Source organism: Bradyrhizobium campsiandrae (genome assembly GCF_014529705.1).
Taxonomy (GTDB): domain Bacteria; phylum Pseudomonadota; class Alphaproteobacteria; order Rhizobiales; family Xanthobacteraceae; genus Bradyrhizobium; species Bradyrhizobium campsiandrae.
Genome location: NZ_JAANIH010000034.1, coordinates 23,264 through 47,016 on the forward strand (window position 1 = coordinate 23,264; position 23,753 = coordinate 47,016).

At 59.5% G+C, this 23,753-nt stretch carries 24 protein-coding genes and 1 pseudogene; 14 read left to right on the top strand and 11 right to left on the bottom strand.

Annotated features, from left to right (window positions below):
- Positions 1 to 99: 99 nt before the first annotated feature.
- From G8O24_RS23895 to G8O24_RS23910, 4 genes are all read right to left on the bottom strand, one after another.
- On the bottom strand, positions 100 to 2,247 hold the full coding sequence (locus tag G8O24_RS23895) for a ParB/RepB/Spo0J family partition protein (protein WP_188103600.1): 2,148 nt from the start codon (positions 2,245 to 2,247) through the stop codon (positions 100 to 102).
- Between the two features lie 180 nt (positions 2,248 to 2,427).
- Positions 2,428 to 3,621: a DUF932 domain-containing protein gene (locus tag G8O24_RS23900; RefSeq protein WP_188103602.1), complete on the bottom strand. Its 1,194-nt coding sequence runs from the start codon at positions 3,619 to 3,621 to the stop codon at positions 2,428 to 2,430.
- 529 nt (positions 3,622 to 4,150) lie between these two features.
- Entirely contained in the window at positions 4,151 to 5,356 is a 1,206-nt protein-coding gene (locus tag G8O24_RS23905; RefSeq protein WP_188103604.1) for an IS91 family transposase, read from the bottom strand.
- A gap of 11 nt (positions 5,357 to 5,367) precedes the next feature.
- Positions 5,368 to 6,252, bottom strand: a complete 885-nt coding sequence (locus G8O24_RS23910; protein ID WP_188103606.1) for a site-specific integrase — start codon at positions 6,250 to 6,252, stop codon at positions 5,368 to 5,370.
- 344 nt (positions 6,253 to 6,596) lie between these two features.
- Between G8O24_RS23910 and G8O24_RS23915 the strand changes: the two genes are divergently transcribed.
- The 9 genes and pseudogenes from G8O24_RS23915 (at position 6,597) to G8O24_RS23955 (ending at position 14,243) form a co-directional block, all read left to right on the top strand.
- Positions 6,597 to 7,514 (top strand): tyrosine-type recombinase/integrase, encoded by a 918-nt coding sequence (locus tag G8O24_RS23915; RefSeq protein WP_188103608.1) that lies wholly within the window; start codon positions 6,597 to 6,599, stop codon positions 7,512 to 7,514.
- Complete coding sequence (locus G8O24_RS23920; RefSeq protein ID WP_188103610.1) at positions 7,511 to 8,479, top strand: tyrosine-type recombinase/integrase; 969 nt, start codon at positions 7,511 to 7,513, stop codon at positions 8,477 to 8,479. Before G8O24_RS23915 ends, G8O24_RS23920 begins: the two co-directional genes overlap by 4 nt.
- Positions 8,476 to 9,333 (top strand): tyrosine-type recombinase/integrase, encoded by an 858-nt coding sequence (locus G8O24_RS23925; protein ID WP_188103612.1) that lies wholly within the window; start codon positions 8,476 to 8,478, stop codon positions 9,331 to 9,333. The genes G8O24_RS23920 and G8O24_RS23925 overlap by 4 nt, the downstream gene beginning before the upstream one ends.
- A 61-nt stretch (positions 9,334 to 9,394) precedes the next feature.
- Positions 9,395 to 10,627 carry a site-specific integrase gene (locus G8O24_RS23930; RefSeq protein WP_188103614.1) on the top strand — a complete coding sequence of 411 codons (1,233 nt, stop codon included), beginning with the start codon at positions 9,395 to 9,397 and terminating at the stop codon, positions 10,625 to 10,627.
- Complete coding sequence (locus G8O24_RS23935) at positions 10,624 to 11,568, top strand: tyrosine-type recombinase/integrase (RefSeq protein WP_188103615.1); 945 nt, start codon at positions 10,624 to 10,626, stop codon at positions 11,566 to 11,568. The genes G8O24_RS23930 and G8O24_RS23935 overlap by 4 nt, the downstream gene beginning before the upstream one ends.
- The gene (locus G8O24_RS23940; protein WP_188103617.1) at positions 11,565 to 12,563 is read left to right on the top strand and encodes a site-specific integrase; all 999 of its coding nucleotides are present in this window, start codon (positions 11,565 to 11,567) and stop codon (positions 12,561 to 12,563) included. Before G8O24_RS23935 ends, G8O24_RS23940 begins: the two co-directional genes overlap by 4 nt.
- Before the next feature lie 151 nt (positions 12,564 to 12,714).
- Positions 12,715 to 12,918: pseudogene (locus G8O24_RS23945) on the top strand (tyrosine-type recombinase/integrase); the annotation flags it as partial.
- Positions 12,919 to 13,302: 384 nt separating this feature from the next.
- Positions 13,303 to 13,590, top strand: a complete 288-nt coding sequence (locus tag G8O24_RS23950; RefSeq protein WP_244645972.1) for a hypothetical protein — start codon at positions 13,303 to 13,305, stop codon at positions 13,588 to 13,590.
- On the top strand, positions 13,587 to 14,243 hold the full coding sequence (locus G8O24_RS23955; protein ID WP_311972333.1) for a nucleotidyl transferase AbiEii/AbiGii toxin family protein: 657 nt from the start codon (positions 13,587 to 13,589) through the stop codon (positions 14,241 to 14,243). The genes G8O24_RS23950 and G8O24_RS23955 overlap by 4 nt, the downstream gene beginning before the upstream one ends.
- A gap of 74 nt (positions 14,244 to 14,317) precedes the next feature.
- Here G8O24_RS23955 and G8O24_RS23960 read toward each other — a convergent pair whose 3' ends face one another.
- Positions 14,318 to 14,515: a hypothetical protein gene (locus G8O24_RS23960; RefSeq protein ID WP_188103620.1), complete on the bottom strand. Its 198-nt coding sequence runs from the start codon at positions 14,513 to 14,515 to the stop codon at positions 14,318 to 14,320.
- Positions 14,516 to 15,091: 576 nt separating this feature from the next.
- Here G8O24_RS23960 and acpS point away from each other — a divergent pair.
- Positions 15,092 to 15,484: a holo-ACP synthase gene (gene acpS, locus G8O24_RS23965; RefSeq protein WP_244645973.1), complete on the top strand. Its 393-nt coding sequence runs from the start codon at positions 15,092 to 15,094 to the stop codon at positions 15,482 to 15,484.
- A 22-nt stretch (positions 15,485 to 15,506) separates the two neighbouring features.
- Here acpS and G8O24_RS23970 read toward each other — a convergent pair whose 3' ends face one another.
- The 6 genes from G8O24_RS23970 to G8O24_RS23995 form a co-directional block, all read right to left on the bottom strand.
- Positions 15,507 to 16,403, bottom strand: a complete 897-nt coding sequence (locus G8O24_RS23970) for a nucleoside triphosphate pyrophosphohydrolase family protein (protein ID WP_188103622.1) — start codon at positions 16,401 to 16,403, stop codon at positions 15,507 to 15,509.
- Between the two features lie 15 nt (positions 16,404 to 16,418).
- On the bottom strand, positions 16,419 to 17,483 hold the full coding sequence (locus G8O24_RS23975) for a nucleotide kinase domain-containing protein (RefSeq protein WP_188103722.1): 1,065 nt from the start codon (positions 17,481 to 17,483) through the stop codon (positions 16,419 to 16,421).
- Between the two features lie 80 nt (positions 17,484 to 17,563).
- Complete coding sequence (locus G8O24_RS23980) at positions 17,564 to 18,418, bottom strand: thymidylate synthase (protein WP_191093306.1); 855 nt, start codon at positions 18,416 to 18,418, stop codon at positions 17,564 to 17,566.
- Positions 18,411 to 19,316, bottom strand: a complete 906-nt coding sequence (locus tag G8O24_RS23985) for an ImmA/IrrE family metallo-endopeptidase (protein WP_244645974.1) — start codon at positions 19,314 to 19,316, stop codon at positions 18,411 to 18,413. Before G8O24_RS23985 ends, G8O24_RS23980 begins: the two co-directional genes overlap by 8 nt.
- On the bottom strand, positions 19,316 to 19,681 hold the full coding sequence (locus G8O24_RS23990) for a helix-turn-helix domain-containing protein (RefSeq protein WP_188103624.1): 366 nt from the start codon (positions 19,679 to 19,681) through the stop codon (positions 19,316 to 19,318). The genes G8O24_RS23985 and G8O24_RS23990 overlap by 1 nt, the downstream gene beginning before the upstream one ends.
- Entirely contained in the window at positions 19,678 to 19,983 is a 306-nt protein-coding gene (locus G8O24_RS23995; RefSeq protein ID WP_188103625.1) for a hypothetical protein, read from the bottom strand. The genes G8O24_RS23990 and G8O24_RS23995 overlap by 4 nt, the downstream gene beginning before the upstream one ends.
- 234 nt (positions 19,984 to 20,217) lie before the next feature.
- On the opposite strand from G8O24_RS23995, the gene G8O24_RS24000 reads away from it, so the two are divergent.
- The 4 genes from G8O24_RS24000 (at position 20,218) to G8O24_RS24015 (ending at position 23,662) form a co-directional block, all read left to right on the top strand.
- Positions 20,218 to 20,604 (top strand): hypothetical protein, encoded by a 387-nt coding sequence (locus G8O24_RS24000; RefSeq protein ID WP_188103627.1) that lies wholly within the window; start codon positions 20,218 to 20,220, stop codon positions 20,602 to 20,604.
- Positions 20,601 to 21,227 carry a DUF6036 family nucleotidyltransferase gene (locus G8O24_RS24005; protein WP_188103629.1) on the top strand — a complete coding sequence of 209 codons (627 nt, stop codon included), beginning with the start codon at positions 20,601 to 20,603 and terminating at the stop codon, positions 21,225 to 21,227. The genes G8O24_RS24000 and G8O24_RS24005 overlap by 4 nt, the downstream gene beginning before the upstream one ends.
- Positions 21,228 to 21,538: 311 nt before the next feature.
- The gene (locus tag G8O24_RS24010; RefSeq protein ID WP_188103630.1) at positions 21,539 to 22,000 is read left to right on the top strand and encodes a HEPN domain-containing protein; all 462 of its coding nucleotides are present in this window, start codon (positions 21,539 to 21,541) and stop codon (positions 21,998 to 22,000) included.
- A 72-nt stretch (positions 22,001 to 22,072) separates the two neighbouring features.
- Positions 22,073 to 23,662 (top strand): hypothetical protein, encoded by a 1,590-nt coding sequence (locus tag G8O24_RS24015; protein ID WP_188103632.1) that lies wholly within the window; start codon positions 22,073 to 22,075, stop codon positions 23,660 to 23,662.
- The last annotated feature ends 91 nt before the right edge of the window (positions 23,663 to 23,753 follow it).

The window sequence follows — 23,753 nt, forward strand, 5'->3', positions numbered from 1 at the left end:
CCAAGACGATGAAGCCCGGCGCAAGCGCCGGGCTGAAAGATGAGGCGAATGTGGAGAAGCACTGCGGGGCAGCGGCATGCCGCCCCGCAGCGCGATGGCCTATTCGGCTGCGACAGGCTGCGGCTGCTGCTCGCTCTCCTCGCTGTCGCTCGATTGCTCCTCGTCGTCGCCGGAGAGGAATTCGGGAAGCGGCTCGGCTGCAGCGTCGGAGCTGTTCGAAGGCGAAGCCACGGCGGTGATGCGCAGCGGTTCGGGAAGCCAGCCGGCGCCCTCGAGCAGGCGCTCGGCTTCCTTCGCCATCTCCGACTTCTTGAGATGGTCGATGAGTTGGGCCGAGGATTCGCCCCTTGCCTCGCGGACCGCATCGAGGATACGGCCCTTGGTGACACGGCCGAGATAGTTGTCGACCGTCGGACGCCAGCCGGCCTCCACCATGTCCAGACCAACCGCACGGGCGAGGCGATCAGCCTGATCGAGACGGCGCTGCAGCCCATGGCTGGTAATGCCGGGCCCGCCATGGCGATCGATCTTCTCGAACAGAGCATTCACACCGCTCGAAATGCAGTGGGCGAGCAACGCCAGCCGGCTCGAATCGTCGAGCGCGACCAGCCAATCCCACAACGCGGCCTCGTCGGCCGGCACGTCAGCCTTCCAGCCCTCGTGCCGAGCGGCGATCGACTTGGCCGAGGCGCTATCCTTCAATTCGGGCGCCTGGACCGAAAGCTGCACATGACGCACGCCGGCCTCGATACAGCCCGGACCGTAAGTCCGATAGAAGGCATCGAGGCAGAGCTTGTGCAAGAGCGCCGTCATCGCGACATGCGGTTGGGCCGCGACCGCGTCCTGCAGGGCCAGCGTTCGGTGCGCGGTGAGTTCGATGACGAGCCGATCGGGCAAGGGCCGGATAGCATTATCCTCTTCCTCATCCGGCGGTACCTGGCCGGCCATGGTAATCACGCTGCCCTGAACCGGGGGCGCGGGTTGATAGCCGTCGTCGGAGCGAGGCGTTACCGAGCCGTCTTCAGGATCGGACTGAGCTACCGCCGCAACGAACGCCGATTCGTCCTCGCGGCGGACATAGCCGCGCGCGACCTGCACCGTCCCATCCGTATCGATGCTGACGAAGGCGCCGGCATGCGGCATGGCGGCCGCGTCGAAAATATGCGGCCGGTCCTCGAAGGCCGCGAGGGCCTCTTCGAGTTCGCCTAGGCGCGCGTCCGCCTCATCCGGCATTTCGTCGGCGTTCTCGTATTTCTCCTGTAGCGCCGTATACTCCGCCTGGAGCGCATCGAGGCTTGCCTGTTCCTCGGCGGTGAGATCAGCGGGTTCGCCTTCGATCCGGCGCAGCCCATGATCGTGACCGTAGGGGAAGCTCGGGGCGACCTCGATCCACTTCCAATTTTCGGCTGCGATCGTCTCGGCTTCGGTGCGGAGCCTCTCGGCGACAAGACGCTCGAGCAGAGCGATGTCCTCGAGCCAGCCGCCGCCGTCTTCCTCGAAGAGATCGTGCAGCACGTTGCCGCCGGCCGCCTCATAGGCGGCGAGGCCGACGAAGCGGGCGCGCTTGTCGGAGGCCTGTACCGCCCGCTCGGTTAGAACGCGCCTGATCTGATACGGCTCGTCATAGCCCGACCGGTTGACGTTCTCCCAGACCTGCTCCTGCCGCGCGTGATCGTCCGTGACGGAGAACGCCATCAACTGCTCGAGCGACATGCCGTCGTCGGCATACACGTCGAGCAGTTTTGGAGAGACTGACGCAAGCCGAAGGCGCTGCTTCACGACACCGACGGGGACGAAGAAGACGGCCGCGATCTCCTCCTCGGATCGACCTTGCTCGCGCAGAGTCTGGAATGCACGAAACTGGTCGAGAGGATGAAGCGCGACGCGATGCACGTTCTCGGCAAGCGAGTCCTCTTCCGCGGAAATTTCGCCGCCGGCTTCGCCGACGATGCAGGGGATCGGCGCGGTCTTCGCGAGGCGCTTCTGCTTCACCAAGAGTTCGAGCGCGCGATAGCGGCGACCGCCAGCCGGCACCTCGAACATGCCGGTCTCCTGGCCTTCCGCATCGAGGATGGGGCGCACGTAGAGACTTTGTAATAGCTTTCCCCTATGGGCGATGTCCTCTGCGAGATCCTCGATCGAGATGCCGGCCTTGGTCCGGCGGACGTTGGACTGTGAAAGCACGAGCTTGTCGAAAGGAATGTCGCACGATGGCGACAGCTTGATCTTCTGAACGGCCTTTGCCATGTCAGTTTCTCCGGAACGGGCGGCCAAGACCTTCTCTCGGCCTCCAACCCATTCAAGGAGCGAAGCGCCGCCCTCTCGCTCTAAGAGGACAGCGCCACGCAGGACACGAACCGAGAAGTGTGAAGAAAGAAGCCAAGAAGAAAGAAGAAGGCACAAAAGATCGTCCTGGCTTGGCAGGGGTCAGGACGCGCGATCCAACAGCTTCTTCGCCTTCGCCTCCATGTCGAGGCGAGCATCCTGATGCGGCTTATCGCGCGCGACGGCCGTGATGCCCTGCATGAAATCGAAGATGCTTTCAGGCGGGCGGCCCTCCTCCGCCAGCACAGTTTCTATCACCTTGGCTGTCTCGGCCTTGGAGAAACCGCGGCGACGCAGAAACTCGGTGCGGTCCTCGTCACTATGTGCCACGATCCGTTCGCGCGCGGCCTTGATGCCATTGACGAAGGGTGTGGGTGACGAATTGGCGAAGTTCAGCAGCGCGGGGGCCGCTTCGTGAGCGAAGCGGGACGAGGCGTATTTGGAATGGCGAATGATGATCTCCTCGAAATCTTCCACACCCCACAAATTGCGATTTTGGCAGACTGCGCGGAGATAGAAGCTCGCCATGCCAAGCGTCTTCGCCCCGACCTCCGAATTCCAGCAATAGAAGCCGCGGAAATAGAGGTCGGGCGAGCCGTCCGGAAGACGACCGGCTTCGATCGGATTCAGGTCATCGACCAGGAAAAGGAAAACATCTCTGTCCGATGCATAGAGGGTCGTCGTGTCCTTGGAGATGTCGACGCGGGGATTGTAGATCCCGGTTGACCAGTCGAGCACCCCTGGCACCTTCCAGCGCGTATCACCGGTGCCATTGCCGGCGATGCGCTGCACGGCCTCAACGAGTTCATGGTCAAAGATCCGGCCATAGTCCGGACTGGTGACGGCACGAAGCTCAACGCGGCCATCGTCGGTCTCGAGCGTCTTGATTTGTTCGGCGCGATTGGCGGTCAGGCCATATTGCAGGTTGATGCCTGCGAGCGCTGCGGGCAGTTGCCGGAGATAGGCGGCCGGAGCGCCAACCTGGCTTGCAAGCTGGCCGAAACTCCAATGAGTCGGCGCGACGGGTTTGTCCGAGCCGGGCAGCATCAGGGCCAACCGCTCGGGATCGCCGCGGCTCGCCTCGACATGAATGAGCGCACTTTCGACCACGCGCGTGCGGCTGCGGTCCGTGCGATCACGCACCGTGCTTGCCAGTTCGTTGAGCGACAGATAGCGCTGGTCTGCCGGACGAGAAAACCACTCGGAGGACACCCGGCCGACGCGCTCGCCGCGGCTCACGTCCACCCTGTAACCGCCGCCGGCGTCACGGCGGGCATCAAGAATCTGCATGTTCATGGGAGCAATCTCCATGACGGGCGCCGGAAGACTCTCCTCCGGCCCTCAACCCGTCATGACCAGATCGGCTCCACTCTTCCTCTCGCTTGGCCCTGCCTCAGCGCCCGCGACGGGTTGCGAAGCGGCCGAGCGAAGTCGCGAACACCGGGTCAGGGATGGACGCTTATGCCGTGCTCGGCATAATAGAGAGCGTTTTTAGATTGGCGGCGCGGCACCGAAGCTTCAACGTGCGCCGATGTGAGTGCGCCGGTAATCTAAAAACGTGTTGGACGAAGCCGCCTAGCTCGGCGGTGCCGCTATGGAAATTGGATGCTGCTTCCCAGCGGAGAGTCCCGTCGCTGGGCTCCGGGGACATGCTGGATGCGGTCTTTATAGCGAAACATTCTAATCGAGATATGGTCTCCCCATCGGAAAGACCGGCGACGCCTGCGTCTGGAGGGCTCGATGTCGGTGGCGTGACAATAGGACGCCTGCTCTCTGCCTTGGCAGACGGAAAGCACGATGATCAATGAGTTGAAAAGCACGACCATCATGAAGTGTCCATAAGAGGTGGGTCTTGTGACGCAACGGGCGCGAGCACCTCGATGCACACCATCTGCCCTTGACGGCAAAAGGGACACTCCCGCAGGGAAACTCCGGTCAGTTCCTCGACCTTATCGCGATAATCGCGCCCTTCCTTCGGCTTTGCCGGCGTATCGGACTGCTGCATTCCGAGCAGTTCGCGGCAGCGGGCGAGCTTTTGCTTGCGGTAGCGGTTGCCCATGAAACCGTAATAGCGGATGCGCTGAAATCCCTCGGGTAAGACATGGACGAGGAAACGCCGGATGAACTCTCCGGCGTCGAGCGTCATCACCTTTTGCCGGTTCTCGTTGCGATAGTCCTTCCACCCGAAGCGTACTTTGCCATCCTCGATATCGACGATCCGGTTGTTGGTGATTGCCACCCGGTGTGTGTAGCGTCCGACATATTCCAGAACCTGCTCAGCGCCCGCGAAGGGTGGCTTCGCATAGATCACCCAGTTGACCCGGCGGGCGGGATCCAGATAGCTCCGGAATGCGACGGGATCGCGCAGCCGTTCCAATGCCGAAAAGAATCGCAACTCGCCGGCATCAAATGCCCTTTGCAGACCTTCGAGGAACAGCCGCCGGAAGAGTCGGGAGAGCACGGCGACTGGTAGGAAGAAGCCGGGACGACACGAAATCCAGTGGCTTCCGTCCGGCGACAGCCCGCCGCCGGGCACGACGCAATGGAGATGGGGATGATGGCTGAGATTCTGACCCCAGGTGTGGAGCACCGCGAAAAACCCGATCTCCGCGCCGAGATGTCGCCGATCGGCAGCGATGGTCCGCAACGTCTCGGCGGCTGCATGGAACAGGATCTTGTAGACCGTGCTGGCATTCTGGAAGGCAATCGCGGCGATCTCATCGGGAACGGTGAAGACGACATGGAAATACTGGGTATCGAGTAGCTCCTCCCGCCGAGCCTCGATCCATTCCGCTCGGGCGAGCCACTGGCACTTGGGGCAACTGCGGGAACGGCAGCTGTTATACGCGATCCGTCGTTCGCCACAGCGGTCGCACTGTTCGACATGGCCTCCGAGCGCCGACGTTCGACAGCGCTCGATGGCAGTCATTGCTGCGCGTCGTTCGATCGATAGTGAGGCCCAGTGCTGCTCTCGCCAGGCAGCACCGTACCGACGGAATATATCCGCCACCTCTGGACCTGAGCGGCCCATGAGACTGGCCGTCAGAAATGTTCGGGCGCTGGCGGCGAGGAAGCCTTGGGGATCGGACGCGGCAGCAGTTCAAGCGGACTCGTCGCCGCGCAGACCTTGTTGGTAGCGATCCGCAGATATTGAGCGGTCGTTGATAGGCTGCGATGGCCGAGGAGGAGCTGGATGGTGCGGAGATCGGTTCCAGCTTCGAGCAGGTGCACCGCAAATGCGTGCCGCAGGGAATGAGGTGTTACCGGTTTGGAGAGTTTCGACATCCGATGTGCCTGGCGGCAGGCAGCATCCACGGCGCTTGTCGATATCGGTTCTCCAACAACGGCCCCGGGAAACATCCATACCCCTGTGGGGCGCACGGCGCGCCAATAGTTCGTCAGCAGCTCCAGCAACCTGGCTGACAGCATGACGTAGCGGTCTTTCTGTCCCTTGCCCTGCTCGACGCGCAGCACCATGCGCTGGCGGTCGATACCCTCAGGCTTCAGGCGGGTCGCCTCGGAAATACGCAGGCCGGCGGCATAGCATGTCGTCAGGATCGCGTGGTGTTTGAAACTCTTGATGCATCCAAGGAAGTGCAGCACCTCCTCGGGGCTGAGAATGACGGCCAGTGTCTTTGGTGCCTTTGGGCACGGAATGACCTGGTCGAAATCCCAATCCAGCCCGAGCGTGACGCGGTAGAGGAATCGGAGCGCCGCGACGGTCACGTGCACCGAACGTGGTGCCAGCTTCTTCTCGTTCGTCAAATAGACCTGGTAGGCGCGGATATCCTCTGGACCGAGCAAAGCCGGCGATTTAGCGAAATGCCGGGCGAACTGCGAAATCTGCAGCAGATACGCATCCTGCGTGTGTCGCGACAGGTTGCGCACCTGCATGTCTTCCATCATGCGTGTTCGAAGCGTGGTCATAGCGAACTCCTTGACAAGAGGGACGCTGCGCGCGGGCAGCAACACCATCTTGCCAGGGCAAGCGCTTCTGAAATGCGGTGGAGTACGTCGCCGTGCGAGTGTGCCGGGGGCAGAGACACGGGCTAGCTTCAAGGGGAATCCCCCGCGCTCAACGCAGACACCCTCCCGCGGAGCGGGTTCGTCCAAGGCTCCTTATGCCGAGTGCTTGATTATGCCGAGCACCCGGCTTTATGCGTCGGTTCGTCGAGCAATTTCCTGTGCACGGCTCGGGATAATCCAGGACCGTTCTCGAATAATCCAAGAGCTTTCCCGGTTGGCCATCCTGGCCGTGGGAGACAACAACAATGCACTTCCAATCCGAGAACGATGCCAACTCATGGGTGCACAGCTATGATTGCTACTTGCGTGACGTCGCCGGTGTGGCGGCAGCGACACGGACACGATACTGGCGCGTCGTGCGCCGGTTTGTTGCCGCCTGTTTTGATGACACTGCCCAATGGGCCGCGCCATCGGTTCAGCAGATCACTGGCTTTATTTGCGAGGAAGCGGCATCGAAGAAGGGGTGTGGCCGCGGCGTGCCGGTGACCGCGGTTCGGTCATTCCTACGGTTTCTAGCTTGGCGCGGCATCGTACCAAGCGGACTCGATCGCGCGATTCCGAGGACCCGACTGGCGGCGCATGCGAGCTTACCGCGACGCCTATCGGCCGACGACATTTCGCGCTTGCTCGACGCGGTTATGACCAGCAAAGCGCCATGCCGCGATCGGGCAATACTGCTTCTGGCCGTGCAGTTGGGGTTGCGCTGCGCCGAGATCATTGCAATGGAGATCGACGACATCGATTGGCGAGCCGGTGTCATTCGCACCCGCGTTCGCAAGTCACACCGCGAGAGGGCGTTGCCCTTACCTCAGGATGTGGGGACGGCGCTTGCAGCGTATATTGAACAGGAGCGGCCCTCTGGGTTGGGTCGCGGCTTGTTCATAGGCGTCAACAATCCGCCCAGCCGCCTCAGTAATACCACTGCGATCACCCAGATCGTCAAGCGTAACCTGAGGCGCGCTGGGATTCCGCTCGGTCGGCTTAGCGGCGCCCATATGCTCCGCCATACGGCTGCGAGCCGATTGATCAACGGCGGCGCAAGCTTCAGCGAGGTTGCCGACCTGCTAGGTCACCAACGCCTCCAAACCACTGCCATCTACGCCAAGCTCGACCTCCCCACACTATCGCGCGTCTCGATGCCATGGATCGGAGGTGCACGATGACCGGTCCGCTGGAATTCGAGCGACACGTCGATGACTATCTGGCGATCCGCAAGGCTGTCGGCCTGACAAACACGAGACATGGGCGTGGGCTACGAGATTTCATCGCTTACGCCAAGAACATCGGCGCGACCGATGGGTCTCCAATTCGAGCGGCTACTGCGGTCTCCTGGGCATGGGATCACGCGCCTGCGACGTGCGGCATCAGGGGGCGAGGCGATCGGCTTATCCTCGTTCGCGGCTTTCTCAATTATCTGGCTGCGATCATTCCGGGAACAGAAGTGCCGGGCTCGCGCGTCATCGCCGCAGGTCGACGGCGGCGGCCGTATGTGTTCTCCGATGACGAGATGACGACTCTGATAAACTCGGCGAGACAGCAGAACTCGTACGTACCGTTTCGACCAATCGTTCTGTCAACAATGCTCGGTTTGCTCGGAAGCACCGGGGTCCGCGTAGGCGAAGCGTGTCGTTTGACCATTGCCGACGTGCGCCTCGCCGATGCCCACCCCCACCTTCAAATCCTGCAAACGAAGCTCCATAAATCGAGGATTGTGCCGATCCATGCGACTGTTGTTGTGGCCCTACGCGGCTATTTTGAGGAACGACGTGCCCACGAGCGTGATACTTGGGGCGATCGACTGTTCGTCAATCGGGATGGCTGTCCGCTCGACGTCCACGATCTTGGACGTTGGTTCACGAGTCTATGCCAGAGCGTTGGGATCGAGCCGGCGAACCCGCGGGATCGCCGCCCCTGTCTCACCTCGTTTCGCCATACGTTTGCAGTGCGGCGCTTGTGCGAGTGGCACAACGCGGGATTGGACGTGCAATCGCTACTGCCAACGCTGGCGGTCTATCTTGGTCATGTTGGGCCAGAAAGCTCCTACTGGTATCTCTCCGCCACGCCAGACCTCCTGAGAGCAGCAGGAGCGCGCTTTACACTCGATCGTTCAGCGGGAGGCGAGGGATGAGTGCACCTGTCACTCTTGTTGGTCCGCACCTTCAGCGATTCTTCGCTGAGCACTTGGCCGTGCACAAACATGCCAGCCCTCGAACAGTGGCCTCTTACCGAGACACCTTCCGTCTCTTGTTGCAGTTTATGCAGGATACGACCGGGATCGCGCCGACGGCCCTTCCCGTTGCCAAGATCGATGCCGATGCCATCCTCGCGTTCCTGAACCATGTCGAACGCAACCGTCGCTGCAGCGTCCGTTCTCGCAACGCCAGGCTCGCAGCCCTTCGAGGCTTCTTTCGCTTCGTGTCCCTCCACGACCCGAGTTGTTTGGGAATGGCAACTCGGATCATGGCGATCCCAAACAAGAGGTTTGAAAAGAAGCTCGTCGGTTTCCTTAGCCGCGCCGAGGTGAAGGCGTTAGTTGCTGCTCTAGACTGTAGCACATGGTCGGGTCGACGCGATCACGCATTGCTACTGACTCTCTACAACACAGGGGCCAGAATCTCCGAGATCATTGGGTTACGACGCCGTCAGCTGTATCTCGATGCCGGCCACGCAAATATCCAGCTGTTGGGAAAGGGTCGAAAGGAGCGCGTCATCCCGCTCTGGGACGAAACAGCTCGCGTTTTGCGTGGATGGCTTCGCGAGATCGACGACGCGCCGGATGCAATCATCTTTCCAAGCGCTCGGAGCCAGCTACTGTCACGCGATGGAGCCGACTACATTCTACGCCGAGCTGTCGTCAAAGCGACGGCGTCCTGTTCAAGTTTAGCGAACAAGTCGGTGTCGCCACACGTCATCCGCCACTATCTACCCCGCCTGACTATGTCGAGTAGCAGGATGATGTCCCACGATTCCAAGGATTTATAGGATAGCACGTAGAGATAGTTTGTAGCCCTTCCAGCAATCCAGCTTGGAGAGGGAGCAAACAGTGAAGTATTTTATCAACGATGAGTTTGCGTTGTCGCGGCCGCCAGAGGGCCCGGTGGCGAGTTACGTTATTCCGTTTGCCGAATGGCTCGTTGATCGAGGCTACGGTCTTGTTTCTACGAGGAACCAGGTGCTGATGGCTGCGGGCTTCAGCAAATGGCTCTGGCAAAAGGGGATTGAGCTAGGCGACATAAGTGGAGCCCATCCTGGGCGTTATTTGCTAGACCGAGCGCAGCGGCCAAAGCTTGGAGATAACGCCGCTCTTCGGAATCTATTGGCTTTTCTACGAAGCCAGAACGCAATCGCCGAAGAGCCTGAAGCCGACCACAACCCATCGCCGGTAGAACAACATGTGCTGGCATACAAGCAGTATTTGCAAGACGCGCGTGCGCTGTCTCGTCAAACGATCATAAATTATCGGCCAGTCGTTCGAGATTTTCTCAACTTCCGCTTCAGTGATGGTGAGGTCTCGCTCACTCAATTGCGCGCCGTCGACGTGACCAATTTCGTGCAAAAGAGGATTTCGCGTCTCAACATGCGACGCGCCAAAATCATAACCACCGCACTGCGGTCGTTTCTCTCCTATGCGCGGTATCGTGGGGACATCACCTCAGACTTGGCGGCAGCGGTCCCGATCGTAGCCAACTGGTCGCTTTCGTCTATTCCTCGCGCGATCGGCCGCAACGAGGTGACTCGATTGCTAGCCAGCATCGATCGCGATACCCCCGTCGGATGCCGCGACTATGCGATGATCCTTGCGTTGGCGCGATTGGGATTACGGTCGAGTGAGGTAGTTTCGCTCGAACTCGACGATATCGATTGGGTCGCCGGACAGATCCATGTACGTGGCAAGAACGGTCAACGCCACGACCTGCCATTGCCCGCGGATGTTGGCAAGGCGATTGTCGACTACCTGCGGAAGTCGCGTCCACGCAATGCCGATCGTCGCGTCTTTTTGCGCGACAAGGCCCCGATCCGGGGCTTCTCCGGTCCGAGCGGACTCGGGTGCGTCATCCGACGTTCGCTCAAACGGGCCGGCATCGATTCTCCTACAAAGGGAGCACACCAGTTCCGACATGGGCTTGCCTCAGAGATGCTACGCGGCGGCGCCTCGCTGGGTGAGATCGGTGAGGTTCTGGGACATCGTCATGTGCAGACAACGGCGATTTACGCCAAAGTCGACCTCGACGCGTTGCGAACATTGGCTTTGCCATGGCCGGGAGAAGCCCAATGAGCACGCTCCGACAGGCTGTTCAGGACTACATCGAGATGCGGCGAGGGCTGGGGTTCAAGCTGCGAGAGGCGGAAAGAGGATTGATCGATTTCGCCGCCTTCCTGGGGGCTAATGACACGCCATATGTCACGACGGAACTGGCTCTCGCCTGGGCCCAGCGACCGTCCCATGCGCAGCCTTCGTATTGGGCGACACGGCTCGGCTACATCCGCGGATTTGCCCGCCATCAAACCGCCGCGGATCCGCGGACCCAGATTCCCCCAGACGGTTTGCTACCCTTTCGTCCGAAGCGGGCACGGCCTTATCTCTATTCAAAGGACGACGTCCGGCGCCTCCTGTCCGCAGCGCTTGAGATGCCGTGCCGATATACTCGCTGCAAGCTTAGGCCATGGACATATTATTGCCTGTTCGGATTGCTGAGCGTTTCCGGCCTGCGCCTCGGCGAAGCCCGCAACCTCAAGCTTTCGGACATCGATTTCGATGCCGCTGTGCTGACGATCCGCGGCACGAAGTTCGGAAAGTCCCGCCTTGTGCCGATGCACGCATCAACCTGCGCAGTGCTCCAGGATTATCTCAAACGCCGCCGACAGCATTGTACAGCCCAGGCGGCGTCTCCTTATTTGTTCACTTCCCAGTTGGGCAACCGCCTTGATGTGGGAGACATTCATCGAACATTCTATACTCTGTCTCGCCAGATCGGCCTGCGAGGCGCAACTGACAGCCACGGCCCGCGCCTGCATGACATGCGGCACGTGTTCGCGACGAACACGCTGGTGCGTTGGTACGAAGCCGAGCAAGATCCCGAGCGGCTCTTACCCATTTTGTCCACCTATCTCGGTCACGTCCACGTGGCCGATACCCAATGGTACCTCACCGGTTCACCCGAGCTGATGAAAGAAGCAATGCGCCGCCTTGAGCGCCGCTGGGAGGATCGGACATGACCAAGCATGCCAGCCTGGCGCCGCTTTTGGAGCGCTTTTTCACCCAACGCCTGATGCAACAGCGGCAGGCAAGCCCCCATACGATCAGTTCCTATCGCGATACATTTCGGCAGTTGCTGAAGTTCGCCGAACGAACATTGCATAAGCCGCCGTCTCGCTTGAACTTCGAGGAGGTCGACGCGCCGTTGATCGTTGCTTTCCTTGATGACCTGGAGAACCATCAGGGTATCAACGTCCGCAGCCGTAACCTGCGCCTCACGGCAATTCATTCGTTCTTTCGCTACGCGGCCTTCGAGGCACCCGAGCGTTCTGCCCAAATCCAACGCGTGCTTGCAATCCCCAGTAAGCGCTTCACTCGAACCCTCGTCAATTTCCTGACCCGCCCGGAGGTCGATGCCTTGCTGGCGGCACCGGATCGATCGACCTGGTCCGGGCGACGTGATCACGCGTTCCTCCTGGTCGCCGTGCAGACCGGACTGCGCCTATCGGAGATCACTGGTCTCAAGCGGGACGATTTGTTCTTCGGCACGGGCGCCCACCTGCGCGTCATTGGCAAGGGGCGCAAGGAACGCTGTACCCCGTTCGCCAAGTCTACGACCGCACTCTTGAGAAACTGGCTGAAGGAGCCTCAGCGCGGAGAAGAGGGTATCCTGTTTCCCAGTGCCAGAGGCGAACGGCTGAGCGTTCATGGCGTTCAGTATATACTGAACAAACACCGCCAGACCGCTTCCGACATGTGCTCGTCGCTGAATGGAAAGCGCGTCACTGTTCATCGTCTGAGACACACGATGGCCATGGACCTCCTGCAGGCGGGCGTCGATCGCTCCGTAATCGCCCTGTGGCTCGGCCATGAATCGGTCGAGACCACGCAGATCTATCTTGAGGCGACGTTGGCGATGAAGGAGGAGGCGTTGGCGCGGACGTCCCCATATTCCGGCAAGTCATCCCGCTTCCGGCCCGGCGACCATTTGCTGGAGTTCTTGAACAGCCTGTAGATCGAGCCGACTATGTCGGGTGGCCTGGGCGTTTCTGCAGGAAATCCCTTTATTCCTCAGACATTTGCCGTTGCGGTCAAAGCTACTCGACATAGTCAGGCGGGGTAGATAGTGCCTTCTATGTAGAGGACGACATAGAAGGCATAGCACCGCGATGCATCTGCTCCAGTCGGGGGTCGATCTTGCGGTCATCGCTTTGTGGCTCGGTCACGAGAGCATCCAGACGACGAACATCTACATAACCGCCGATTTGGCTTCCAAAGAAAAGGCTCTCGAAAGGCTCGATCCCGTACCCGGGAGATTCTCTCGCTACAGACCCACGGACAGGCTTATGGCGTTTCTCGCTACCCTGTGATTATGCCGAGTCACGCGTGCCAGACTGTTCGACTCCTTAAGCGAACCGACGCGATAAAGCCGGGTGCTCGGCATAATCGAGCACTCGGCATAAGGAGCCCGAAAGGGGGAAAACCCGGCGTAAGCCGGGGTTTCAGCGGAGCCGACAGCCCGGTCCCGCAGGGAGACGCCCCAGCCTTCCGACGTCCACGCGGCATCCGGTATGTTCGGGTTCCCTATATGCCGCGGTTTCGGCTTTTCCTTCGGCCAAATTATGCACTAAGAATCAATTACTTATAGTCCACGAACCAGAAGTCAGGCGGTTCAGGCTTTGTTGACGGCGAGGCGCCAAGCTGTTGACTTGGTTCCGCGCCGGCCCACCTTTAATATGTGGCCTGCGGCTCGGATGTATTTTGAGACAGTGAAGGTCATGGGCAAGTTTCCCGCGTCAGTTCTGACGACCGTGAATGCGCCGTACAGCAAGAAGCTGGACGCGCCGACGCTTGCCCATTGTCTGACGCATCCTGAGGCCGCCAAGGCCTGGCCGGGGCAGATGTCGGCGTTTTTCGGCGAAGTCGCTCCGGAGTTGCAGAAGGCTTTTGCCGGCGCATTTCACATCAGCGAAGCAGAGCTCGTCACCGCCGCAAAGACATTCGCGCAATTCTCCGGCGAATCCTATCCACTCGCCGCGTGAGCGCGGACGGACCAGACTGGGCGCGTCTTTTTCGCATCGCCTGCTCGCTGATACGCCAGGTCAATTCCGAACGGCTCATCATCGATTCATGGTCGTTCGGCGGCGGCACGGCGATGATGCTGCAAGTCGGCCACCGCGAGAGCCACGACGTCGATATCTTCCTGCCTGATGCGCAGCTCCTGTCCTTTCTCGATCCCAAGCTGCACGATTTCGAGTTCGAGATCAGGCCATCGGACTACGGCGGCGATGGCACAGGCTTCCTCAAACTGGCTTTCGAGGGTCTCGGCGAGATCGACTTCATCGTGGCTCACGCCGTCACGGACATCCCGACGACGAGGCAGACGATTGAGGGCGAGGAAGTCGACCTGGAAACGGTCGCCGAGATCATTGCCAAGAAGATTCACTACCGCGGCGCGACCATCAAGCCGCGTGACATTTTTGACATTGCAGCGGCGGCTCGCCACGATCGAGATTCCATCATCAAATCGTTGAAGCACTACAAGGATGACGTCACCAAAACGCTGAGCGCGATCGAACGATTGAAACCGGACTTCGTCAATGTGACCATCGCGGAGCTCGCGATCAAGGACTCATTCAGACCGATCATCGGTAGGGCCCTCGGCGAGGCGACCGAACTCCTTAAATCGATTTGATATATTTCGATCGGCGCCATGCGAGCGAGCGTCTTCCAAGAGCAAGCCCTGTTCAAGCGGCAGAACATCAAGAACTAGGCTTGCGGAAACAGCACTTCTTCCCGCGTCTTGGTCTGCGCGTCATAGATCCGGATCTGAAGCATGGGAAAACGCTTCTTCAGCTCTTCTGCGCCCGTTTTGGCTCCATCCCTGGTCGCAAATTCGGCCTTGAGTCGACCATCGACTTCAAGCGCATAACCTGAAGCTGGCAATTCGTGGGCGGTCGCAATCATTGTATTCCCTTTGTGCCGCGAGAAGGTGACGGCGACTGCTTAGCGTGAGTCGCATGAGAGGCGCCAGCTCACGCCGATGTTGGTTCAGCTCTTAGATACCGAAGCTCCGAATCACCGGCTGGGCGCGCACTCAAGGATGTGCGTTTGCGTCATCCGAACAGTCGGTCGGAGCGCCGCCGGCCCTGATGCACCCGCGAAACAACCATGGCGCCACGCAGCTCCCCGCCCACATCCCGCGCCCCGAACGGTCTGCATCGCTCTGGGCGGAGCTGTACTTCCCTTTCGAATATTGCGGCCAATCCAGCGCAAGACCGTTGCGAACAAGCCATTCCCCGAGATCGGCGCCCCCGACCGAGCAGATCGCTACACTAGAGTCGCGAATGTGGGCATGATGCTTGTTTAGGCGCTATCGGACCGTTGAATCGATTGGGACGGTTCCGGTCCAGCCAGAACCGGCGCGCGGAAGTCGGGCTAATTTAGAGCACTGGATCGGAAGCAGAATCTACCTTATCGGGTTCTGTTCTGGCATATACACAGCTAGTTGTACAAGGAACGGCTAATCCGCCGGCGTTTTGAATGCACGCAGACATGAACGTGATCGGACACGGAGTTGACCTCGTCGAGATTGCCGAGCTGCGGCGTTGGATCGAGGATCCCCGCGATCCGTTACTGCCGAGGTGCTTTGTGAAAGTGGAGCTTGATGAGATCGGCGATGGAGCCGATCGGATTGATCGTCTCGCCGGTCGATTCGCCGCGAAGGAGGCGGTGCTGAAAGCACTGGGGACCGGCTTTGGCGCGGGTGTAGCATTCACTGACGTCGTGATTTTTCGAGCGCCGGGTGCTCCACCCGAGGTCCGGCTCTCAGGCGGAGCGGCCAAAGCGGCAGAGGCGCTTGGCATCACGGCATGGCGGCTCAGCATCAGCCACGCTGGCGGACTGGCGATGGCGAGCGCTCTCGCACTGGGTTAAGGCGCTCAAGATTTGGACGCTGCTACGGCTGAGCCGTTGCCGGTCCGACAAAGGCGATGCGCCGCGTATCGAGGTCCACGGTAATTCGTCCACCTCGCGCAGCGAAAACCGCGCGCCAGACCTCGAATCCCTGCAATATCGCTTGTTCCCACTCGCCCGTGGTGCGCTGCCGTACTTCGAGATGAGAGGTCATGTCCTTGATGGTGCGCAGAAGCTGGAAGTCGAGTGTCGCGACACCTTCAAGCATCCCATGGCGTCGCGCATAGTCGAACACCAGAGCCGCCACCCCTTCTTCAATGACGGCGGCGCGTCCGCCGTCCTCTACCTCGTCTAGCAATGGACGGCTTTTGCGTTTTCGTTTGAGCAAGGCGCGCGCAATAGGTGACCAACCCAGCACGGCTGCGTAGGCAAAATGGAAGACATCGTGGAACCGGTAACCGTCCGGGTCATAGGCGTTATCGGTCAGCTCGGCTCCGAAGGGACTGCCGTCGATCAGGACACGTACGCGCTGGCCTGTTTCGCCTAGAACATCGACAAGCTGGACTTCAAAGCGGCGGGGCAACTGCTCATTGTGAGGGAGCCCTGCGTCGAAATTCAAGCGCTCGGCGCCATTGTCGGTCCAGCGCTGCTTAACCTTTGCAAGATTGGCAGTAGCAACATCGGAGAGCGAGAGCTCGAATTTGCTCGCAACGTTGGCAATGTACCAGAGCAGATCCCCCAGCTCTTCCGAAACGCGCTCCTTGAAGAGGCGATGCGCCTCGCCGTCGCGAAGGTGTTTCTTGTATTCGCTCAGCAACTGGCCGGTTTCACCAGCAAGACCGAGCATCGGCACGATCAGCGATGCTGTGTCATCCGGTTCATTGCGCATTGGCACCCGATCGGTGCGCTGGGCCTCCTTCTGGTAATTATCGAAATCCATCCGCATCTCCTTGCGTCACACTGCTGCAGCCCGTAGCGAAACTGCAGAATGGATCTTGTCGTTCAACTTCCATTTGGGAGGATAGAACAAGTCGATCGGCTTTGGTGTTGCTTCGAATTTCTGCTTGATGCGCACGCGGCCAGTCTTTCCCGCGATATGCGGATGCGCCACGCGAGCATACTTGTCGACCTCGCAGAACAAATTCTGGCAGTCGATCAGTTGCAACCGGCGTCCCCAAAGCGACTGAAAGTCGAGACCAAGCCGTTCGAACTCCCGCTCTTGCAGGTCGGCCATCAACCTGATGAGCTCGGGCTCGTTCAAACCGCCGGGATCGAGAAAACATTTGCGCAGGCCGTCACGCGCCCCAGGTCCTGGCACAACAAAATCCATCTCGCTGAAATCAGTGAGCTCGCTGTAGTTGATGTCCGTAATAAATTGATAGGCAAGAAAATCGCCGATTGTCGGGTAGGCACGCAATTTTTCAAAGCCCTCCTGCATGCTTTGCGTCTGTGCCAACCGCTCAGCGAGCCGATCCTCCATCATGCGCTCGAGCAACAACAGGTGGTTCTGATGCTTAGCCGGCCGTCCGAACGCGCGGCTGCCTGGCGGCATGATGTAGGCAGCGGAGTAGATACGGCGGCCACTCTGCATCGCTCGCGCAAGGACCGCATCGTAGTCCGCAAAGCGATAATCCTCGAAGGTGATGGGCCCGCGCACTCGCTCCAGGAGTTCCCAAGTCTCGATCTTGTTGAACAGCTTGAACAGCAGGATGCGGAAGAAGATTTCCCGCGGCGACCTTGGCAAGTCCTCACGATAGATGACATGCCTGATCAGATACTGACTGACACGGTCGGAAGCACGATAGGCGTTGGTGAATTTGTAGATCGCCAGCACGGGATTGTTGGTCCAGGGGTGCTTCTCGCCGCGCGCGCGACGGAAGAAGACCGCCTGCCGTTCGGCCGCGAAGCGCCAATAACTCTCATAGACCTCCGAGACCTTAGCAGGCGCGATGTGATGCAGTACGATCGGAGATGGTGCAGCTGATGGCGCGAGCGGTCGAGTGACAAGCGGTAGATCCAGCGACGTCGCGGCCGCGTTCGGGCGGGGTTTCGGGGGGCGGCCGCGTGGACGCTTCTGGGAATCTTTCGAAGACTTTGGACTCAATGCCTCGCTCCGACGGTCGCAGCAGCGATAGGCGGCCGTGCGACCTGGGCGGGAGGCGGCGCGACCAGGGCTTGGGAGGCGGCCACCAATGGCGCAAAATCGGCGTCGCTTTTGGTAATCCGCTCAAGCTTGGCGATGCCGACCACGACATTCAGGCGTGCGAGCGACATTCCCATCTCATGGGCCATGAACGCGCCGAGCTGCGCAAGGCCGAGATAGTTGCCGTAGGCTTTATCGAAGATCTGCTGGGTAGCATAGAAGGCATTGACGACGAGTCCCGCGGCGGTCGGTTCGAAGCTCACCTGCTGCAGGCAGGGGAAGCCCAGCTGCGCGCTCGCAACATGGTCACGGGCCGGATCGAAGGTTGTTGCTTGAAGCATCGAGCGGCGGACGCCCGTCCTAGAATTGAATTGAGACAAAATCCACTCCAGTTGATTCCCGTCACATGGGCCACGCCCATACATGACCATGCGTTCGAAATATAGACCACGGCCATTGGCTTTGCGATTCATCGCCTGCCAGCGCGGGAATGTCGCACGATAGAGGGCGAAAAGGCGTGCTCGGTCGCCGCGTGACATCTCCCAGAGGCGTTGCGGGAAGATCGTGAATGCGACGTCGTCGACCACAAGCCGGCTCTTACGCTTGAGCAGCCGGTCGAGCGCCTGGCGGACCGCTGGGTCTTCGGCCGGGGCGCCGTTTTGATCGAAGCCACTCAAGCTCAAGACCAGCGGGGCGATTTCGGTACCGGCGCCGCCGAGGATCTGCAACAGCAACCTCGCCCAGGCGCGCGAGAGATTGGTGTCGTCGATCACCACGGGTGGCGGAGCCACCAGATTCTTGGCCTTACTCATCGAGGTCCTCCTCCAAGTGGCGATATTGAGCGAGCCCGATGTAGCCGTACCAAGGCTCGTCTTTCTGAACCGGGGCAATGCGCACGAAGACTGCCCAGTCGCCGGCCCTGACCTGGAAAATTCCGGCCTTCGCCGCTCTGAACAGGCGCCCGACTGCAAGGTCGCGCTCGAAGACAAGTCCGTCTCCGGCGATTTCGGCACCCGGTGGCAGAAGGAGCAATGTATTGACTTCGGCGTCCAAAGTGGGCGCCGTACGATGGCAGTCAGCAACAATCAACGGGTCCGAGGTCGTCTTTCCCAGAATGTCCGCCCGCAGCGCCTTGGGTGTAACTCGTTGCAGGGCTTCCGCGCGGCGGTGCGAGAGCATGTTCAGGCCGGCCGACAGGTGTGTGAGTAATGTGCCGTAGCCGACACCAAACTCGCAGGCGATGGTGAATATCTGCCACGGGGTCGCCGTTTCCGGCGTCCAGCGTCGAACCGCAAAGGCGCGCCGCAACCCAATGATCGGCATCAAGGCGAAGCCGGCAAAAGTGTCCGCCAGGAACTCCTTTGGATTCTCCCAAGGCCTCGCTTTCGCGTCCTCGCGCAGCTCGTCGATGGACGAGCCATGGCCGAAGACATGATGGCCGAGCTCATGTGCGCAATTGTAAGCGCGCCGTGGCAGAGGCCGGCGCGCCGAGAGATGAATCCGGGCCGGAACGCCCCGCTGATACATCCCTTCCATATTGATATTGTTAAAGCGCACCACGACGCCTAGCGTCTCACAGAGCCCATAAATGCAGATCGGCCCGGTCTGGTCGAGCTTGGCCCTGGCCCGCGTAGCCGTGGCAGCCTGCATGGCTTCGGTCGCCAAAGCACGGCGGTCGAAGCTGAGCTTCGTGGTACGCATCACGCTCATCAGCGATCGCCTCCGCTCGGGCTGGAATCGCTGCGCATCGCCGCCAACAATTTGAGTAGGCGATCAAGATCATCGGACTTGAGTTTGGAGAGCTCGCGCGCAGCCAGCTCAAGCCGCGGGTCTTGTGTGTCAATTGTCTCGGGCGCTTCGCCCAGGAGCCAGGCAACGCTCACATCGTAGATTTCGGCGAGACGGGCAAGCTCATCAGCCGAGACGCGACGGTTGCCACTCTCCATTTCGGTCACCGACGGACGATGGAGACCAAGCATTTTGGCGACGTGTCCTTGCGAAAGCCCGGCAAGCTTGCGTGCCTGTTTGAGGCGCTCCACAATCTGGCCGCGCTTGACTGAATCAGCCTCGGTCATGCTGCTGCGGCTTCCTGCTCGCTTTGCTTCTTGACCAGGAGGCAGACAAACGCCGCCGTCTCGTCAATGGTACGAGGCAGCTTGGTCGCCTCGTCGACGAAGATATTTACGTCATTGGGGATTTCGGCATTGATCTCGGTTGCAAGGATGGTGGTTGCCACCGGCCAGACTTTGCTGTCGAACTTCGGGAGATTCTCGACAGGTTTTATGGCTCCCGTCAGGGGCGGGCATTCCAGGCCGCTGTCAGTTTGGATCTGACTGAGAACCTTGATCAATGTTTCTTTAAAGATAACGGGGTCCATGATTATCTCCTCAAGTCTCCGACACATGGTAAGATAATCTTACACATCGAACGGTTCAAGGGGTGGCTGATACAAAAAGTTGGCCGTAAAAGAAGGCTAGGCTAGTCCCTTGGAAGCCCGTGACGTAGAATACGGAACTAAAGAGCGAACACACAGGGAACACGTATCGGCCTGCAAGAGTTGGTTTTTTTACCGACGGATGCTTATTCTCTCTCTCTGACGCAACGGAAGACCATGACTATTCGAGTCAACCAGGAGCAGGTGAACGACACCGCGAAGCTGATGATTCATCGGCTTATTGCGCGGGCGATCGGTCACGACCCTTCGTTGATCGATAGGGCGAAGGTTTCCCTCGATCGTAGTGCTTCGGAGCGTTACGAGGGCTATTCATTCGTTGGCGAATGGAGCGATTTGCTCCGTCTTCCCCCGTCCAATGTTCGCCGTCGTTTGACCAGCCGCGACGAGGAAATGACGCGTTTGCGCTTGTCTTCGCCGTTCGTCATTGCCGATGGAATTGACGTCAGTGACGTGGCGCTAAGGCGTCGTATCTGGAAAGCGGCAAAGCGACTTGCCGCGAAATCGTCTGCACTGGAACCCGCGGGTGCGCGGGTTGCGGCGTGACGCAGCAATCATTTGTCCGAACCTTTGAGGACCTTGTCGAGACGGTCAAGGCAATAGCCAGACTGTTTGAAACCGACAAGGTCTTCATTATTGGCAGCCAGAGCATTCTGCTCTCTTGGCCGGACGCTCCGATCATCTTGAGGACGTCGGGCGAAATCGACGCGTATCCTGAGAATGCCAGAATATGGGAGATCACCCATAAGGCCCTGGATCCGGATTTTCCTCCGGAAGCTTCAGAAGAGATCAACGCGTTCTTCGGCGAAGGCTCCGATTTTCATCGCAATCACGGCTTCTATATCGACGGTGTAGACGAGAACACAGCCCGTCTTCCGGCAGATTGGAACACGAGGGCGATCTACAAGCCGGTTGATGTGGATGGCCGTCCGGTCCTGGCGGTTGCGCCCTGCCCCGAGGACGTCATCGTCTCCAAACTCGCGCGATTGTCGGATAAGGACAAGGAGTTCGTCGAAGCCTATCATGCTGCACGGCCGCTCGATCTCGATTTGATTGTTCAGAGAATCAAGGCGACCACCCTAGAGCTCGAACTGCAGCAACAGGCAATCGGCTTCGTGACCCACCTTGCAAAGGGGCAGCAAGCAACGACGCCAGGCTCGAGGGATTAGTCATTCCGTCTCCAGCGTACCTACGTCGATGCCATGCAGGCACGTCAACGCAGATCCACAACCGCCGACCTCTCTGACCGTTCGCCGGATCGTGAAGGTAAAGTAATCTGCAAGATGCGAATGTTCGATCGAATGGAGCCGAATGCGCGTCTCGTTGATCCATCAAGGCCTGGCGCTGACGTGCGACGCTTGTCAGAAGCGAAACTACGCTTCACCCAGCCACTATCCGTCTTTGGGCGAACCACGCGCTCAGCGAGCCGGGCGGAACGCCGAACGGGAACGTATCAAAACAACAAGCGAACTGAAGTCACGTGCCGGATGAAATCGAACGCTATGGCCCGTTAGGCTTCTATCACCTGGCCGAGGATTTTTATCGGGCAGCGGTGCATTCTGCCAGCCTACAAGATACCAAGCCGCGACTGCATTACAGTCTCGTGCTGTACCATCTCCATACGCATTCGATTGAACTGACGCTGAAGGCCTTCCTGCGCGCCAAAGGTATCGATGTGAAGGAACTTAAGAATAAGTTCTCGCACGGCATGACCGGGCTGATGGCAGCGGCGACCGAGCGTAAGCTGAAAGTCAGAAAGCCGAAACGATCGTTGCAAATCTTGGAACGACTGGATCAGCTCGGCAAGGTACAGACGTTCCGATACTTCGAAGCGGGCTTTCTGAGTCTGCCCGCGCTCCACGAGGTCCAACAGCTCAACGAGCGCATGCTGTTATCAGTCCGGCCTGCCTGCATCGCGACGCTTAAGGTAGCGCCTAAGTAACGCCCTGAGCTCCACGCCGCATTCAAAGTTTCATGTTGCTATATGCTATCGCGCGCGGTTAGGAAAACCTGCATGGACGAGATATTCGATGCAGACAACGACATCCCCTTCTCCAGCTTTGATCCGGATGCGAAAGCGTGGTTTGCGAGCCTCCTATTCTGGCGGCCCTCGCGCTTGTCCGACGAAGAGATGCAAATTCACTTCGGTCATTGGGATGGGCGATGGAGCGATCAGACAAAGCGTGCGGCGCAGCGCCTCGACGCCAAAGGCCTCGATCTAAATGAAAACTGGGCACTATGCGCTCAGTACTGGATTTGCCCGGCGTGTCGCCGCCACAAGAACGATATCTTCCGGCTCTCAAAGCGGGGGATCCTGCTCGCCAAGCTGGAGCTGCACCATGACCATATGCGTGATTGCGTCTGGCCTCGCATACAGGAACTGTTCGGAAAGGACTGGCTTGCGACGCGCCCCACATCGTCGACCACCATCCTCGATTACATCCGTGAACTAACATCACGCTTCGACGTCAGTCTCGTCTGCTCCGAGTGCAACGCGGCCGATGGCAAGGTCAAGTCGCGATTTCGCGACGAGATCGACTCACGCTTCAGCTTCACCGCGCAGGAGATCGGTACATTTATCCGCCCGGCTGCCAGCAAGGATCATGAAATCGAGTACGAGCGCGCGCAGGCCGCGTGGGAAGCGGAACGGTCGAACTTCGAGGTCCGCCTCACTCTCCTTGACGAGCTTCTGGGCCATCTCGCCGGCGGGCGGCTAGCGCGCGACCACCAAGGCATGGCGAGCACTAGAATTATGAATGGTGCTTTCGACGCCTATTCTCTTCTCATGCGATCATTTGAACAGGACACGAAGAACACAGAACGAGCGCAACTAGTCTGGAAACTTCGGGACGAGTTTCTGGCTCGTTCGACGCGGCGCGATTCCGCGACCTTTGCTCCAAGCGATCAGGCACGGCGCACGGTGGTCGCGCCCACCGACGAGGAATACGCCGCCTATGTTGATCCCGTCTCATCGAAGCGCTGGCTTGCTACGCCACCGGATTGGGCCTGTCCGATTTGCGTGCGGACCAAACGATACCTCATGCGCAAGAGCAAGAGCGGAAAATGGTCGGGGGGCGTTCGATCGCTTTATGAATGCACACTCGAGCGAGATGACCTGACTATCGCCAACCGGCAAAGGCTGTTCCCGGACTTCCGCAACGATATCTTCGTCCGGGATATCTCACAGATATCCGTGTGCGCAGACTGCGCGGGAATTAGCTCAACGCTCATGCAGAAGGACCAATCAATCCGGGATCCTTATCTCAGTTGCGGGGACCGGCGCGCTTCCATCCTCAGCAGCCAATCCCACTGCACACACGAGATCGATTTTGAAGCAGTTCGGCAGCGCGCGATCGCAAACGAGTCCTATGCGGCCGCGATGGGAGCCTTCCAAGCTTTTCGAGCGCTTGTACGCGATTTTACTGGCAGGCTTGAACGCGGGCGTCGTTGGGGACATACGAAGAAAGATCTCGTTGAGGAATTTGCCGAAGATCTCCGTGTCTTTCACCGCATCGAGGACGCCGCGGAAGCCGTGGACCTTGTCAAATGGCTCTTGACGCAGGCTGCCGGTGACCATGAGAGCATGATAGACGTCATCGATTAATTCGGTTCACTCGAAACATCCTGGTCTCATTTGTCGTTCCGGGCAGAGCGAGGACCGGCGTGCCTGAGGCTCGTTTGATTGGGCCACCTGA

What these genes read in the sequence shown, in the direction of transcription:
- G8O24_RS23920 (WP_188103610.1), top strand. Translation starts at nt 7,511, where the DNA reads ATGACCGGTCCGCTGGAATTCGAGCGACACGTCGATGACTATCTGGCG.
- G8O24_RS23910 (WP_188103606.1), bottom strand. Translation starts at nt 6,252, where the DNA reads ATGACCACGCTTCGAACACGCATGATGGAAGACATGCAGGTGCGCAAC.
- G8O24_RS23990 (WP_188103624.1), bottom strand. Translation starts at nt 19,681, where the DNA reads ATGACCGAGGCTGATTCAGTCAAGCGCGGCCAGATTGTGGAGCGCCTC.
- G8O24_RS23935 (WP_188103615.1), top strand. Translation starts at nt 10,624, where the DNA reads ATGAGCACGCTCCGACAGGCTGTTCAGGACTACATCGAGATGCGGCGA.
- G8O24_RS23940 (WP_188103617.1), top strand. Translation starts at nt 11,565, where the DNA reads ATGACCAAGCATGCCAGCCTGGCGCCGCTTTTGGAGCGCTTTTTCACC.
- G8O24_RS23925 (WP_188103612.1), top strand. Translation starts at nt 8,476, where the DNA reads ATGAGTGCACCTGTCACTCTTGTTGGTCCGCACCTTCAGCGATTCTTC.
- G8O24_RS23905 (WP_188103604.1), bottom strand. Translation starts at nt 5,356, where the DNA reads ATGGGCCGCTCAGGTCCAGAGGTGGCGGATATATTCCGTCGGTACGGT.
- G8O24_RS23960 (WP_188103620.1), bottom strand. Translation starts at nt 14,515, where the DNA reads ATGATTGCGACCGCCCACGAATTGCCAGCTTCAGGTTATGCGCTTGAA.
- G8O24_RS23995 (WP_188103625.1), bottom strand. Translation starts at nt 19,983, where the DNA reads ATGGACCCCGTTATCTTTAAAGAAACATTGATCAAGGTTCTCAGTCAG.
- G8O24_RS23895 (WP_188103600.1), bottom strand. Translation starts at nt 2,247, where the DNA reads ATGGCAAAGGCCGTTCAGAAGATCAAGCTGTCGCCATCGTGCGACATT.
- G8O24_RS23900 (WP_188103602.1), bottom strand. Translation starts at nt 3,621, where the DNA reads ATGAACATGCAGATTCTTGATGCCCGCCGTGACGCCGGCGGCGGTTAC.
- G8O24_RS23915 (WP_188103608.1), top strand. Translation starts at nt 6,597, where the DNA reads ATGCACTTCCAATCCGAGAACGATGCCAACTCATGGGTGCACAGCTAT.
- G8O24_RS23985 (WP_244645974.1), bottom strand. Translation starts at nt 19,316, where the DNA reads ATGAGCGTGATGCGTACCACGAAGCTCAGCTTCGACCGCCGTGCTTTG.
- G8O24_RS24015 (WP_188103632.1), top strand. Translation starts at nt 22,073, where the DNA reads ATGGACGAGATATTCGATGCAGACAACGACATCCCCTTCTCCAGCTTT.
- G8O24_RS23980 (WP_191093306.1), bottom strand. Translation starts at nt 18,418, where the DNA reads ATGAGTAAGGCCAAGAATCTGGTGGCTCCGCCACCCGTGGTGATCGAC.
- G8O24_RS23950 (WP_244645972.1), top strand. Translation starts at nt 13,303, where the DNA reads ATGTATTTTGAGACAGTGAAGGTCATGGGCAAGTTTCCCGCGTCAGTT.
- G8O24_RS23970 (WP_188103622.1), bottom strand. Translation starts at nt 16,403, where the DNA reads ATGGATTTCGATAATTACCAGAAGGAGGCCCAGCGCACCGATCGGGTG.
- G8O24_RS24000 (WP_188103627.1), top strand. Translation starts at nt 20,218, where the DNA reads ATGACTATTCGAGTCAACCAGGAGCAGGTGAACGACACCGCGAAGCTG.
- acpS (WP_244645973.1), top strand. Translation starts at nt 15,092, where the DNA reads ATGCACGCAGACATGAACGTGATCGGACACGGAGTTGACCTCGTCGAG.